The organism is Streptomyces sp. NPDC007875 (assembly GCF_042868035.1).
Lineage (GTDB): Bacteria > Actinomycetota > Actinomycetes > Streptomycetales > Streptomycetaceae > Streptomyces > Streptomyces antimycoticus.
This window is the reverse complement of record NZ_JBIADZ010000001.1, coordinates 42,038-56,025: the sequence shown is the minus strand read 5'-3', so window position 1 is coordinate 56,025 and position 13,988 is coordinate 42,038. Positions and strand designations below refer to the sequence as shown.

Genomic DNA, 13,988 nt, shown 5'->3' with positions numbered 1-13,988 from the left:
TCGAACGGGGGATGGACAACGGCCTGCCGGTCGGACACCGTGCAGGAGAAGACGCACGCAGGGGCGAGGCTCTGCTTACTGATAACACCAGGAGCAAGTGGTGATCGAAGAGACCCTCCTCGAGGCCGAGGAGAAGATGGAGAAAGCCGTTGTGGTCGCCAAGGAGGACTTCGCCGCGATCCGCACCGGGCGTGCGCACCCGGCGATGTTCAACAAGATCGTGGCGGACTACTACGGTGCGCTGACGCCGATCAATCAGCTGGCGTCGTTCTCGGTGCCGGAGCCGCGCATGGCCGTGGTCACGCCGTTCGACAAGACCGCGCTCCGCAACATCGAGCAGGCGATCCGGGACTCTGATCTGGGCGTCAACCCGAGCAATGACGGCAACATCATCCGGGTGGTGTTCCCCGAGCTCACCGAGCAGCGCCGTAAGGAGTTCATCAAGGTCGCCAAGGGCAAGGGCGAGGACGCGAAGATCTCGATCCGCAGCGTCCGGCGCAAGGCCAAGGAGTCCATCGACAAGCTGATCAAGGACGGCGAGGTCGGCGAGGACGAGGGGCGCCGCGCCGAGAAGGAGCTCGACGACACCACGGCGAAGTATGTCGCGCAGGTGGATGAGCTGCTCAAGCACAAGGAAGCCGAGCTGCTCGAGGTCTGATGAACGACTCTTCCTGGGGGGCCCCACCAAGCGCCGGATTCCGGGGACCGGGCGGTCAGGGTACCTCCCCCGGCTACGGCTGGGTGGCGGCGCCTTCTTCGGCGGGTCCCGCGCATGAGGTGGGTGAAGCGGCGCAGACTCGCCCCATGCCCACCGTGCCCCACGCAGGCGGCGGCGACTCCGGCGAGGCCGCCGACCGTGACCGGGGGGCCGCTCGGCTGAGCGGCCCCCTCTTCCGCGACGAGCGGGAGCCGCAGCCCGGACCCCGGCAGCCCGCTGGACGCCCGCCGACGCCCCCCGACCCCGCGCCCGACCCGGCCTCCGCGGACGGCGGCGCGCGCGGCGCCGGTGCCGGGCAGGGGAAGAAGAGCGCGGGCCGCAATCTGCGCGCCGCGATAGGGGTGGGCATCGGCCTCGGCGTGATCATCGTGGCCTCGCTCTTCATCTACAAGCCCGTGTTCGTCGGCGTGGTAGCGGTCGCGGTGGTGGTCGGGCTCTGGGAGCTGACCTCGCGGCTGACCGAGCGCAAGGACATCCGGGTCCCCCTGGTGCCGCTCGCCGTCGGCGGGGTCGCAATGATCGTCGCCGGCTATGTGCGCGGTGCCCAGGGCGCGGTGGTGGCGGTGGCGCTCACGGCGCTCGCGGTGCTGGTCTGGCGGATGACCGAGCCGCCCGACAACTATCTCAGGGATGTCACCGCGGGCGTCTTCGCCGCCTTCTACGTGCCGTTCCTGGCCACCTTCGTGGCACTCATGCTCGACACCGAGGACGGCCCGTGGCGGGTCCTCACCTTCCTGCTGCTGACCGTGGTCAGCGACACGGGGGCGTACGCGGTGGGCTGGCGCTTCGGCAAGCATCCGCTGGCGCCGCGGATCAGCCCCGGCAAGACCCGCGAGGGGCTGCTGGGCGCGGTGACCTTCGCGATGGTCGCGGGCGCGCTGTGCATGCAGTACCTCATCGACGACGGCGTTTGGTGGCAGGGCCTGCTGCTCGGCCTCGCCGTCGCGGTCAGCGCGACCCTGGGCGACCTCGGCGAGTCCATGATCAAGCGGGACCTCGGCATCAAGGACATGGGCAAGCTGCTGCCCGGCCATGGCGGGATCATGGACCGGCTCGACTCGCTGCTGCCCACCGCGCCGGTGGTGTGGCTGCTGCTGGTGATCTTCGTGGGCGGCGGCTGACGACGCCGGCCCACAGGCCCCGCGCCACACATGGCGCGGGGCCCTTCGTACGTCTGCGACACTGGGTGAACCATGCCTAAGCCCGGAGAACTCACCTTCGTCGCGCCGCGTGGGGCCAAGAAGCCCCCGCGGCATCTTGCCGACCTCACACCCGCCGAGCGCCGGGAGGCCGTCGCCGCCCTCGGGGAGAAGCCCTTCCGGGCCAGTCAGGTGTCGCGTCACTACTTCGCGCGCTACGTCGACGACCCCGCACAGTGGAGCGACATACCGGCCGCCGCGCGCGAGAAGCTGGCCGCCGGGCTGCTGCCGGAGCTGATGAGCGTGGTGCGCCACATCAGCTGCGACGACGACACCACGCGCAAGACCTTGTGGCGGCTCTTCGACGGCACGCTCGTGGAGTCCGTTCTGATGCGCTACCCGGACCGGGTGACCATGTGCATCAGCTCACAGGCGGGCTGCGGGATGAACTGCCCGTTCTGCGCCACCGGCCAGGCGGGCCTGGACCGCAATCTGTCCACCGCCGAGATCGTGCACCAGATCGTCGACGGGATGCGGGCCCTCCGCGACGGTGAGATCCCCGGTGGGCCGGCCCGGCTGTCCAACATCGTCTTCATGGGCATGGGCGAGCCGCTGGCCAACTACAACCGCGTCGTCGGCGCCATCCGCCGGCTCACCGACCCCGAGCCCGACGGCCTCGGCCTTTCGCAGCGCGGGATCACCGTCTCGACCGTCGGCCTCGTGCCGGCGATGCTGCGCTTCGCCGACGAGGGGTTCAAGTGCCGGCTCGCGGTGTCGCTGCACGCGCCCGACGACGAGCTGCGCGACACCCTCGTGCCGGTCAACACCCGCTGGAAGGTGCGCGAAGTCCTGGACGCCGCGTGGGAGTACGCGGAGAAGTCCGGCCGCCGGGTCTCCATCGAGTACGCGCTGATCAAGGACATCAACGACCAGGCGTGGCGCGCCGATCTGCTCGGCCGGCTGCTCAAGGGCCGCCGGGTGCATGTGAACCTCATTCCGCTGAACCCGACGCCCGGCTCCAAGTGGACGGCGTCCCGGCCCGAGGACGAGAAGGCGTTCGTGGCAGCCCTGGAGGCCCACGGGGTGCCGGTGACCGTCCGGGACACCCGTGGCCAGGAGATCGACGGGGCCTGCGGGCAGCTGGCGGCTTCGGAGCGCTGACGACCGGCTGATACGGTGCCTGAGCATCGTTGCATCATGTGATCGTCGTAAAAGTGAACATCCGCACAAATGAACATTCCGACAGGGGAGCGCTCAGAGCGCTGAGAGTGCGGCACGGCCGCAGACCCTCGGACCTGATCCGGGTCATACCGGCGTAGGGAGTCAGCATCATCATGAACAGCCAGCTTCGGCGTGCCATCTCAGCCGCCCTCCTCGGCTCACTGGCCTTGGGCGCGCTCGTCGGCTGCGGCGAGGAGTCCAAGAGCGGCGCGGACTCCAAGACGGTCACCCTGGTCACGCACGACTCGTTCGCGGCATCCAAGGCGGTCCTCAAGGAGTTCACCAAGGAGACCGGCTACAAGGTGCGGGTGCAGGCCGGGGGCGACGCGGGAGCCGCCGTCAACCAGGCGATCCTGTCCAAGGGCCATCCCCAGGGCGATGTGTTCTTCGGCGTCGACAACACCCTGCTGTCCCGGGCGCTCGACAACGACCTGTTCACCCCTTACACGGCGAAGGGCCTGGACAAGGTCCCGGCGGCCCTTCAGCTCGACCGGGCCGAGCACCGCGTCACCCCCGTCGACTTCGGCGACATCTGCGTCAATTATGACCGTAAGTACTTCGCCGACAAGAAGCTGGCGCCGCCTCGGACGCTGGAGGATCTGACCAAGCCCGCCTACAAGAACCTCCTCGTCACAGAGAACGCGGCCACCTCGTCCCCCGGTCTCGGCTTCCTCCTCGCCACGGCCGCCAAGTACGGCGACGACGGCTGGAAGGGCTACTGGAAGAAGCTGCGGGCCAACGGCGTCGAGGTTGTCGACGGCTGGGAGCAGGCGTATTACGACCGGTTCTCCGGCTCGGCCGGCGGCGGCAAGGGCGACCGGCCGCTCGTCGTCTCCTACGCCTCGAGCCCGCCCGCCGAGGTGGCCGACGCCAAGGCCAAGCCCGCCAAGGCCCCCACCGGGGTGGCGACGGGCACCTGCTTCCGGCAGGTGGAGTTCGCCGGGCTGCTGAACGGCGCGGGCAACACCAAGGGCGGCAAGGCGCTACTGGACTTCCTGCTGAGCAAGCGGTTCCAGGAGGACGTCCCGCTGAACATGTACGTCAACCCGGCGCGCGAGGACGCCAAGTTGCCGGAGCTGTTCACCCGGTACGGGGCCAGGATCGCCGACTCGGCCACCCTGGCACCGCAGAAGATCGCCAAGAACCGTGAGCCGTGGGTCAAGACATGGTCCTCGCTGGTCCTGTAGAGCCCCGCGAGAACCGTAAGACGGCCGACGGCCACCGTAAGGCCGACAGGGCAGACGGCGGCGGCCGTCGCGCGCTCGCCCTCCGGCTCGCCCTGATGGCGGTGCCGCTCGCCTTCTTCGCGGTCTTCTTCGCCTATCCCGTAGCGGCCATCGTCACCCGGGGGCTGCGCGTCGGCGGGCAGTGGCGGTTCGGCCGGATCGCCGAGGTGGTGACCGACCCGGCGACGCTGGACGTCCTGTGGTTCACCTGCTGGCAGGCGGTCGCGTCGACCACCCTCACGCTCGCGGTCGCGCTGCCCGGCGCCTATGTCTTCGCCCGCTTCGACTTCCCCGGCAAGGGGCTGCTGCGGGCCCTGGTGACCGTGCCGTTCGTCCTGCCGACCGTCGTCGCCGGATCGGCCTTCCTGGCCCTGCTCGGCCGGGGCGGGCTGCTGGACGAGCTGTGGGGGGTGCGGCTCGACACCTCCGTCTGGGCGATCCTCCTGGCCCATGTCTTCTTCAACTACGCGGTCGTCGTCAGGACCGTCGGCGGGCTGTGGGCCCAGCTCGACCCGCGCCAGGAGGAGGCCGCGCGGGTGCTCGGCGCGAGCCGGCTGTCGGCCTGGCGCCGGGTGACGCTGCCCGCGCTGGCGCCCGCCGTGGCCGCCGCCGCGCTGATGGTGTTCCTGTTCACCTTCACCTCCTTCGGCGTGATCCAGATCCTCGGCGGCCCCCGTTACGCCACCCTGGAGGTGGCGATCTACCGGCAGACCGCGCAGCTGCTCGACCTGCCCACGGCCGCGGTGCTCACCCTCGTCCAGTTCGCCGCGGTCGCGGCCGTGTTGGCCCTGCACGCGTGGACCGTAAGGCGCCGGGAGAGCGCCCTGCGGCTCGTCGATCCCGGCCGCACGGCGCGCCGGCCGAACGGCCCGGCCCAGTGGGCGCTGCTGTGGGGCGTGCTGGCGGTGGTCGCGCTGCTGATCGTGACACCGCTCGCGGTGCTGGTGGAACGCTCGCTGAACGGACCGGACGGCTACGGCTTCACCTACTACGAGGCGCTCAAGTCGTCCGCCGACAGCGGAGGCACCTTCTTCGTGGCCCCCATGGAGGCCATCGGGAACTCCCTGCGGTACGCGGCGGTCGCCACCGTCTTCGCGCTCGCCGTGGGCGGCCTCGCCGCCGCCGCGCTCACCCGTAAGGCGGGCAGGCTGGTACGGGGCTTCGACGCGCTGCTGATGCTGCCCCTGGGTACCTCGGCCGTCACCGTGGGATTCGGGTTCCTGATCGCCCTCGACGAGCCCCCGCTGGATCTGCGTGCCTCCTGGGTCCTGGTGCCGCTCGCCCAGGCCCTGGTGGGCGTGCCCTTCGTCGTACGGACCATGCTGCCCGTGCTGCGGGCGGTGGACCACCGGCTCCGGGAGGCGGCGGCCGTGCTCGGGGCGTCCCCGTGGCGGGTCTGGCGGGAAGTGGACCTGCCGCTGGTGGGACGGGCCGTCGCGGTCGCGGCGGGCTTCGCGTTCGCCGTCTCCCTGGGCGAGTTCGGGGCGACCGTCTTCATCGCGCGCCCCGATCAGCCGACCCTCCCGGTGGCCATCGCCCGCTTCCTGGGCCGGGCCGGACAGCTCACCTACGGGCAGGCGATGGCCCTGAGCACGATCCTGATGCTGGTCTGCGCCGGATCGCTGCTGGCGCTCGAGCGCATCCGCACCGACCGTTCCGGAGAGTTCTGATATGACGCTGCTGCGACTGGACGAGGTGACCGTAAGGTTCGGCCGGCGCGACGCGCTGGACGCCGTGGCTCTGGAGGTCGCCGAGCACGAGACGGTCTGTGTGCTGGGCCCGAGCGGAAGCGGCAAGTCCACGATGCTGCGCGTGGTGGCCGGGCTGCAGCCCGCCGACGCCGGCCGCGTGTGGCTCGCCGGACAGGACCAGAACGGGGTGCCCACACACCGGCGCGGGGTGGGGCTGATGTTCCAGGACCACCAGCTGTTCCCGCAGCGGGACGTGGGCGGCAACGTCGCCTTCGGGCTGCGGATGCGCAAGGTGGGGCGCGCGGAGGCGGATCGCCGGGTCGCCGAACTGCTGGAGCTGGTGGGGCTGCCGGGCGCCCAGCGCCGCTCCGTCGACTCCCTCTCCGGCGGCGAGCAGCAGCGGGTGGCGCTCGCCCGCGCGCTGGCCCCGCGGCCCAAGCTGCTGATGCTGGACGAGCCGCTGGGCCAGCTCGACCGGGGGCTGCGGGAGCGACTGGTGGTGGAGCTCCGCGAGCTCTTCGCGCGGTTGGGGACCACCGTCCTCGCGGTCACCCACGACCAGGGGGAGGCGTTCGCGCTCGCGGACCGGGTGGTGGTGATGGACAACGGCCGGATCGCCCAGACCGGCACCCCGCTGGAGGTGTGGCAGCGGCCCGCCACCGAGTTCGTCGCCCGCTTCCTCGGCTTCGACAATGTGGTCGACGGGATCGTGGAAGGCGGGGTCGCCGACACCCGCTGGGGCAAGCTGCCCGTTCCGCCCGGCTCCCGGCCGGGCCCCACCAGGCTGCTGGTCCGCCCGGCCGGGGTGCGGCTGACGGACCCCGAGGAGGGGCTGGCGTGCACCGTGGAGACGCACACCTTCCGCGGCGACCATGTGGCGCTCATTTTGCGGCTGCCGGACCCGGCCGCGCCTCCTCTGGAGGCGTCCTGCGCTCTGCGGGACGCCCCGGAGGCGGGGGCCCGGGTGGGGGTGGCCTTCGACGCGGCCGATGTGGTGCTGTTGGACGTCGCGTCCTGACGCCTGGGTTCCTGGCGCCGGGCCCCTTGCGTCATGGGCTGACGCCTGGACTGCGGCGCGCCGAAGTGCGGACCAACGCGGGGGGCCTCCGGCGCGCCGGGCCCCTGGCACGAGGACCCGTGCGTGCCGGGGCCTTCTTGACGTCGGGTCAGCCCAGCAGCGACAGCAGTGCCTCGGGTGCCTCGTCCACCGAGTCCACCAGTGCGATACGGGCCTTCATGGACCGCCCCTCCGCGAGCGCTTCGAGCAGTGGCCAGGTCGGCAGCCGCCGTGTCCAGTGGTCCCGGTCCACCAGCACCATCGGGGTGGGCTCACCGCGCGACTCGTAGTAGTTCGGCGTCGCGTTGTCGAAGATCTCCTGGACGGTCCCGGCAGCGCCCGGCAGGAAGACCACGCCCGCGGTCGAGCGCGCCAACAGCCCGTCCTCCCGGGTGGCGTTGGCGAAGTACTTGGCGATGTGCGAGGCGAACGCGCTCGGCGGCTCGTGTCCGTAGAACCAGGTGGGGATGCCGACCGACGCCCCGCCGTCCGGCCAGCGTTCGCGCACCGCGAAGGCGGCCTCGGCCCACGCCCCGATGGACGGCCGGAACGAGGGCGTCTTGCCGAGCAGTTCGAGCGCCTCGTCCAGCATCGCGTCCTCGTGCGGGGCCGCGTAGGCGCCCAGGTTCGCGGCCTCCATCGCGCCCGGCCCGCCGCCCGTCGCGACCGTGAGACCGGTCCGCGCCAGGGCCCGTCCGAGGCGTGCGGCGCCCGCGAACCCGTCGGAGCCGCGCTCCAGCGCATGGCCGCCCATGACGCCCACCACCCGCGTCCCGACGAGGAATTCGTCGAGCGCGTCGGAGATCGCGTCGTCGTGGATGGAGCGCAGCATCGAGGCGAAGATGTCGCCGTCCGTCTTGGTCCGCTGGAACCAGGCGTAGGCGAGCGCGTCCGGCGTCCGCGCGTAACCGTGCTCCGTGAGGCCCTCGAAGAGCTGCGCGGGCGAGTAGAGGGTGCCGCGGTACGGGTCGAACGGCAGATCCGGCACCGGAGGGAACACCAGCGCACTCCCCGCCCGGACCTTCGCGGCCGCCTCGGACTCCATCGGGCAGCCGAGGAAGACCGCCTCGCTGGTGTCGGTGGAGAGGAGGGCGGCCGTACGGCTCGTCAGGTCCACGGACTGGACCCGGAACCCGGCCAGGGTGCCGCGGGCGACGACCTGGTCGAACTCCTCGATGGACTCTATTTCCCGGTCTGGTTCCTGCACGCCGACATGCTAATCACACCGGAGGCGGGGGTCTGTGGATTGAGGTAATCGTGACCGGGCCGCTCGGTCGCACAATCCAGGCATGGACACCAACACCCGAGACTTTCAGCGGCGGAACGGCATCGCCGTGAGATGCGCCACCACCCACACCAGCGGCACCAGCAGCGCCAGCAGGGCCGTCGCACGCAGCGCGGCCGCCCCGCGGAGCAGCCGGGCCGGGGCGCCGAGGCGGAGCAGCGCGGCCGTCGTGCGCTCGCGCGCGCTCCTCGCCTCCACGACCGCGGTCAGGGTGGTGGCCGCGGCGCACAGCGTGACCAGCGCCGCGCCCAGACCGGTGAGCGGGCCGAATGCATGGGTGCCGGACGGCCCCGAGGCCCTTCCGTACAGCTCCAGGACGGTGTATCCGGCGGAGGCCAGGGCGCACAGCGCGCCGACCGGACGTCCGATCAGACCGGCCTCCTGCTGGAGCATGCGCCCGGCCAGCAGCCGCAGCACACCAGGTCGCCCGACAGCCAGCAGCCTGCCGCACAGATGGGTGAGGCCGGGCCCGGCCAGCACCAGCCCGAGCGCCGCCAGCGCCCAACCGCCCACCACACCGGGCGGGTTGCCGCCGAGCCGGCCCTCCACGGCGAGCAGGGCGTCTGGGTGCGGGGGCGCGTCGCCGCTCGCGTATGCCTGCAGGGCGAGTCCGGCCGCGGTCAGGGCGATGCCCCACGGAAGTGCGGAGGTGGCCCGGTGGGGCCAGGGCGCGATCGGCCCCGTCACGACGGTGGGCGGGGCCGGGACCGCCGGGCGGCGGGCGCTCCGTGGTTCGCGGGGCGGCTGGTGCCCGGTCCGCGGCTGCCGGGGCCACAGCCCGGCCGCACACGCCGCGCCCACCAGCACGGGGACGACGGCGAGCAGCGTCACGGTGCCGGCCAGGGGCAGCGGCCGACCGCTGCCGAGCTGGCGGCCGACCGCCCCGCTTCCGGCCCAGTCCAGCCAGGATCCGAGGTCACCACGCAGATACAGGAAAACCAGCAGTGCCAGCACACCGCCGAGCGCACAGGCGGCCGCCATCGAGACCGCCGCGAGCAGTGCCGCACGGGCCGGCCCGAGCCCGGCCGCGGCGAATCCGGGGCCCGGCCCTGTGCTGGGGTCGGCGCGGCCCACGGCGATGGCCAGATGGACAGTCGCGGCCAGTGGCACGAGGCACCACAGCAGCCGCCCCACCGCGCCCTGCGAGTCGGCCGGATGGCCCGAGGCGAACCCGAGGGCGCTCAGCAGCAGAAAGCTCGCGCCCGCCGCCGCGACGGTGACCAGCGACCGCCGCAGCAGCACCGATGGGCGGGCACCGCGGGTCAGACGGAGGCTGAGCACGCGGCCCTGCCTTCCGTCTCGGAGGGGTCCGAGCCCACCCGGCGCCCGTCGAGCAGGGCGACGGTGCGATCGGCGAGGGTGGCCACCTCCTGGTCATGAGTCGCGAGGAGGACGGTGATGCCGTGGGAGCGGGCCGCCGAGGTGAGGGTGCGCAGCACCTGGGCCCGGTCGGCCTGGTGCAGCGGGGCGGTGGGCTCGTCGGCGAAGAGCACGCTGGGCCCGGCGGCCAGGGCACGGGCGATGGCGACCCGCTGGCGCTGCGACTGCAGCAGCGCGGCGGGCCGTGCCCGGGCGCATTCGCCGACGTCGAGCCGGTCCAGCCACTCGCACGCGGCGCTCTTCGCGGCGCGCCGCCCGGTGCCGCGCAGCATCAGGGCGAGCGCGGCGTTCTCCCAGGCGGTGAGCTCGGGGATGAGATGGGGCTCGGTGCCGATCCAGCCGAAGTGGTCGCGCCGCAGCCGTTCGAGACCGAGTGGGGGGAGGCTGTGCACGGGGACGCCCTTGAACCACACCTCCCCGCCATCCGGGACGAGTTGGCCCGCCAGGCAGGTGAGGAGGGTGGTCTTGCCGCAGCCCCGCGGACCGGTGACGGCGAGGATCTCGCCCTCTCGGGCGCCGAGGGAGACACCGAGGAGGGCGGGTGAGCCGCCGTAGGCATACGACACGGTGCGTGCCGCGAGCATGTCGTCGTCCGGCGGAGCCACCATCCCGAGCACCTCGCCTTACCTGCGATCGTCTCATTCCCCCGGTTGGGTGAACGAGCGCGAAGCCAATGGGTCACTGGCACGGTAAGGACTCGGGTGGGGGCCCGCGCCCAGGCTCGGCGCGGGTGGCCCCCATTTCCTCCGATCAGCCCTGATCGGGGTCGGGCTCCGATCAGCGCTGACCGGGTCCGGGGCTGTCATCGGGGCCGTCGTGGGCGAGCCGGTCGAGGTGGGTGGGCGCGAACATCCGCAGCAGCGCGGGCAGCACCACGACCGACGGCCCGGGGGCCGCGAGGGCGCCGGCGAGGTCCGTGCGCAGCCGCTCGGGTGTGGTACGGACCGCCGGGACGCCGAAGGACTCGGCCAGCGTGACGAAGTCCGGGCGGGACAGCTCGGTGGCGGTCGCCTCGCCGAACGTGTCCGTCATGTACTCGCGCAGGATGCCGTAGCCGCCGTCGTCCACGATCAGCCAGGTGACCGGCAGCCGGTACTGGTGGGCGGTGGCGAGTTCGGCGATCGAGTACATCGCCCCGCCGTCGCCCGACACGGCCAGCACCGGCCGTCCGGGATCCGTGGCGGCGGCGCCGAGGGCGGCCGGGAAGCCGTAGCCGAGGCCGCCCGCGCCCTGCGCCGAGTGCAGGGCACCCGCACGGGGATCGAAGGCCGACCAGGCCCAGTAGGAGAGGATCGTCATGTCCCAGAAGCTGGGGGAGTCATCGGGCAGCGCGTCCCGCACCGCGCCCAGCACCCGCTGCTCCAGCTCCAGACCCTGCGCATCGATCCGCTCCCGCACCCGGGTGAGCAGCCCGGCCGCGGCCTTGGCCGCCGTGCCCGGCGGGCGGGGCGTGACGGCCTCGGCGAGGGCGGCCAGCGCCTCCCGGGCGTCGGCGTGGATGCCGAGCGCCGGGTGGTTGGACTCCAGCTTGCCGAGGTCGGCCTCGACCTGGACCAGGCGGCCGCGCGGGCGGAACGTGTGGTAGTTGGAGGAGAGTTCGCCCAGTCCGGAGCCGACGACCAGCAGGACGTCGGCGTCCTCCAGGAACTCGGTGGTGTGCGCGTCCTCCAGCCAGGACTGGAGCGAGAGCGGATGATCCCAGGGGAACGCGCCCTTGCCCCCGAAGGTCGTCGCCACGGGCGCGTCCAGCGCCTCGGCCAGCGCCCGCAGCTCCTGCCGCGCCCCGGCGCGCACCACTCCGCCCCCGGCCAGGATCACCGGACGCTCGGCGGCGTCCAGCAGCCTCGCGGCCTCCGCCGTCAGCTCGGGCCGGGGCGGCAGCGGCCGGGGCTCGGCGCGCAGGGAGGTCACCGGCGGCACGGAGACCGGTGCGAGCAGCACGTCCTGCGGGATCTCCAGCCACACCGGCCCGGCGGGGGCCTCCAGCGCGGACGCCCAGGCGGCGGCGACTGCGGAGGGGATCTGGGAGGCGGTACGGACCGTGTGGACGGACTTGACGATGTCGCGGAACGACGCCTTCTGGTCGACGAGTTCATGGAGATAGCCCTTGCGCCCGCCGCCGAGCCCCGCGGTCGGCACCTGGCTGCCGATGGCCAGGACGGGCGCGGAAGCCGCCGCCGACTCCTGCAGCGCGGCGAGCGTCATCAGCGCCCCCGGCCCGGTGGACACCAGCAGCGGCGCCACCGTACCGGTGACACGCGCGAAGGCGTCGGCGGCGAACCCGGCGTTGTTCTCCACCCGCAGCCCCACATAGGTGAGCCCGGACCGCCGGAGCGCGTCGAACGCCCCGAGAGCGTGCTGTCCGGGAAGCCCGAACACGGTGCTCGCCCCGAGCGCGGTGAGGGACTCCACGACGAGATCGCCGCCGTGACGCGCGCGCTGTGCGGTGGGCATGGGTTGGTGCCTTTCTGACGGGGCGTATGGAGGCGCGGATGAGGGAGGGGTACGTAGGAGGGAGAGGTAGCGAATGAAGGGGCGCGAGGCCGAGGCCGTCTCAGGCGCCCGCGGTGGCCGGGCTGGTGGTCTCGGAGGCGGGGGCGGCCGGTTCACCGGCGAGTCGGCGCCGCCAGGCGTCGAGGATCGCCGCGTCAGTCGGCTTGGTGGCGAGGCTGACCGCCACATACGCCACCAGCGAGGCCAGCAGCCCGAAGTAGATGGGTTCGTTGGCGAGGATGCCCTTCCACCCCATCAGCGCGATGACCGTAAGGCCGCCGACACCGACCGAGGCCAGGGCGCCCGCGCCCGTGCCACGCTTCCACAACAGCCCGCCCAGGATCGGCATCAGCAACCCGCCGACCAGCACGTTGTAGGCGACGGTCAGTGCCTCCACGACATCGTTGAGCGCGACGGAGATGCCGATGACCGCGATGCCCATGATGAGGATGAAGACGCGGTTGCCGCCGACCTCGTCGTGGGCGCCACCGGCCGTACGGAGCGTACGGCCGCGCAGCCGGGCCCAGATGTCGTTGTTGGCCACCGTCGCGCAGGCGATGAGCGCGCCCGAGGAGGTGGACATCACCGCGGACAGCGCGGCGGCCAGCACCAGCCCCTTCACGCCCACCGGGAGGGAGTCCTTGACGATGGTCGCGAATGCGTCGTCCGGGGCGTCCAGCTTGGGGTACAGCACCTTCGCCGCCGTGCCGATGACCGCGCCCGCGACCGCGTAGGCCAGGCAGTACGTACCGGCCGCGGTGCCGCCACGGCGGGCCACCTTGTCATCGCGGGCGGTGAAGACCCGCTGCCAGATGTCCTGGCCGATCAGCATGCCGAAGGAGTAGATGAGCACATAGGTGAAGACGGTCTGGCCGCCGATGCCCAGGGGGGAGAAGTAGCCGTGGGGGAGTTCGGACTTCATCGCGCCGAAGCCGCCGGCCTTGACCACCGCGATCGGCAGCAGCAGGAGCAGCACGCCCACCGTCTTGACCACGAACTGCACCATGTCGGTGAGGGTGATCGACCACATGCCGCCGAGCGTCGAGTAGCAGACCACGATCGCCCCGCCGAGCACGATGGCGATGACCCGGTCCAGGCCGAAGATCACGTCGAAGATGGTGGCGTAGGCGATGGTCGAGGTGACCGCGAGCATCAGGGTGTAGCCCCACATCACGATGCCCGAGATCAGCCCGGAGGAGCCGCCGTAGCGCAGATCCAGCATCTGGCTGACCGTGTAGACCTTGAGGCGGGCGATGCGCGCCGAGAAGAAGACCGACAGCGCCAGCAGCCCCAGGCCGATGGCGATGACCATCCAGGCGCCGGAGAGCCCGTACTGGTAGCCGAGCCCGACGCCGCCGATGGTGGACGCGCCGCCGAGCACGATCGCGGCCATCGTCCCGGAGTACATGAACGGACCCAGCCGTCGGCCCGCGACCAGGAAGTCGCTGGTGGAGGTGGTGCGGCGCATGCCCCACCAGCCGAGCGCGAGCATGCCCGCGAGATAGACGACGATCACGGTGTAGTCGACAGCGGTCATGGTGGTGCTCCTCGGTCCGGCGGGGGTCGGGTAGCGGTACGTAGGTCGGGGGAGCGGGGCCGCACGGGATCGGGGAGGTCCCGGCGATCCGCGGGGATCGGGTCGTGGGAAGTACAGGAAGTGCGGGGGAGTACGGGGTGTGCGGGGAATGTGGGGAGTGACGGAGACCCTAGGTGTCGCCGGAGCGTCCGGGAAGTGTACGTTTCCTCCACTCCCGATCCCCGGGATGTACGAACCGTCC

The 13,988-nt window shown here is 72.2% G+C and carries 11 protein-coding genes and 1 riboswitch; of the genes, 6 read left to right on the top strand and 5 right to left on the bottom strand.

Annotation, left to right across the window (positions count from 1 at the left end; translation table 11 throughout):
* Positions 1-100: 100 nt before the first annotated feature.
* The 6 genes from frr to ACFYOY_RS00185 all read left to right on the top strand — a co-directional run bounded on the left by frr (position 101) and on the right by ACFYOY_RS00185 (position 7,013).
* Positions 101-658, top strand: a complete 558-nt coding sequence (frr, locus tag ACFYOY_RS00210; RefSeq protein WP_044569540.1) for a ribosome recycling factor — start codon at positions 101-103, stop codon at positions 656-658.
* The gene (locus tag ACFYOY_RS00205; protein ID WP_351880821.1) at positions 658-1,839 is read left to right on the top strand and encodes a phosphatidate cytidylyltransferase; all 1,182 of its coding nucleotides are present in this window, start codon (positions 658-660) and stop codon (positions 1,837-1,839) included. The genes frr and ACFYOY_RS00205 overlap by 1 nt, the downstream gene beginning before the upstream one ends.
* A gap of 72 nt (positions 1,840-1,911) precedes the next feature.
* Entirely contained in the window at positions 1,912-3,018 is a 1,107-nt protein-coding gene (rlmN, locus tag ACFYOY_RS00200; protein ID WP_093464980.1) for a 23S rRNA (adenine(2503)-C(2))-methyltransferase RlmN, read from the top strand.
* A 73-nt stretch (positions 3,019-3,091) separates the two neighbouring features.
* Positions 3,092-3,196, top strand: a riboswitch (TPP riboswitch).
* Positions 3,192-4,265 (top strand): thiamine ABC transporter substrate-binding protein, encoded by a 1,074-nt coding sequence (locus ACFYOY_RS00195; RefSeq protein ID WP_351880860.1) that lies wholly within the window; start codon positions 3,192-3,194, stop codon positions 4,263-4,265. Its footprint overlaps the riboswitch before it by 5 nt.
* 95 nt (positions 4,266-4,360) lie before the next feature.
* Entirely contained in the window at positions 4,361-5,974 is a 1,614-nt protein-coding gene (locus ACFYOY_RS00190) for an iron ABC transporter permease (RefSeq protein WP_351881034.1), read from the top strand.
* 1 nt (position 5,975) lies between these two features.
* On the top strand, positions 5,976-7,013 hold the full coding sequence (locus ACFYOY_RS00185) for an ABC transporter ATP-binding protein (protein WP_388583814.1): 1,038 nt from the start codon (positions 5,976-5,978) through the stop codon (positions 7,011-7,013).
* A gap of 148 nt (positions 7,014-7,161) precedes the next feature.
* Here ACFYOY_RS00185 and ACFYOY_RS00180 read toward each other — a convergent pair whose 3' ends face one another.
* The 5 genes from ACFYOY_RS00180 to ACFYOY_RS00160 all read right to left on the bottom strand — a co-directional run bounded on the left by ACFYOY_RS00180 (position 7,162) and on the right by ACFYOY_RS00160 (position 13,747).
* Entirely contained in the window at positions 7,162-8,259 is a 1,098-nt protein-coding gene (locus tag ACFYOY_RS00180) for an LOG family protein (protein WP_388583811.1), read from the bottom strand.
* 105 nt (positions 8,260-8,364) lie between these two features.
* Positions 8,365-9,618, bottom strand: a complete 1,254-nt coding sequence (locus ACFYOY_RS00175) for a hypothetical protein (RefSeq protein WP_351880869.1) — start codon at positions 9,616-9,618, stop codon at positions 8,365-8,367.
* On the bottom strand, positions 9,600-10,325 hold the full coding sequence (locus ACFYOY_RS00170) for an ATP-binding cassette domain-containing protein (RefSeq protein WP_351880872.1): 726 nt from the start codon (positions 10,323-10,325) through the stop codon (positions 9,600-9,602). The genes ACFYOY_RS00175 and ACFYOY_RS00170 overlap by 19 nt, the downstream gene beginning before the upstream one ends.
* 169 nt (positions 10,326-10,494) lie before the next feature.
* Positions 10,495-12,171 (bottom strand): thiamine pyrophosphate-binding protein, encoded by a 1,677-nt coding sequence (locus tag ACFYOY_RS00165; protein ID WP_388583808.1) that lies wholly within the window; start codon positions 12,169-12,171, stop codon positions 10,495-10,497.
* Positions 12,172-12,271: 100 nt separating this feature from the next.
* Positions 12,272-13,747, bottom strand: coding sequence for a sodium:solute symporter (locus ACFYOY_RS00160; protein WP_351880878.1), 1,476 nt, complete (start codon positions 13,745-13,747; stop codon positions 12,272-12,274).
* Between the last annotated feature and the right edge of the window lie 241 nt (positions 13,748-13,988).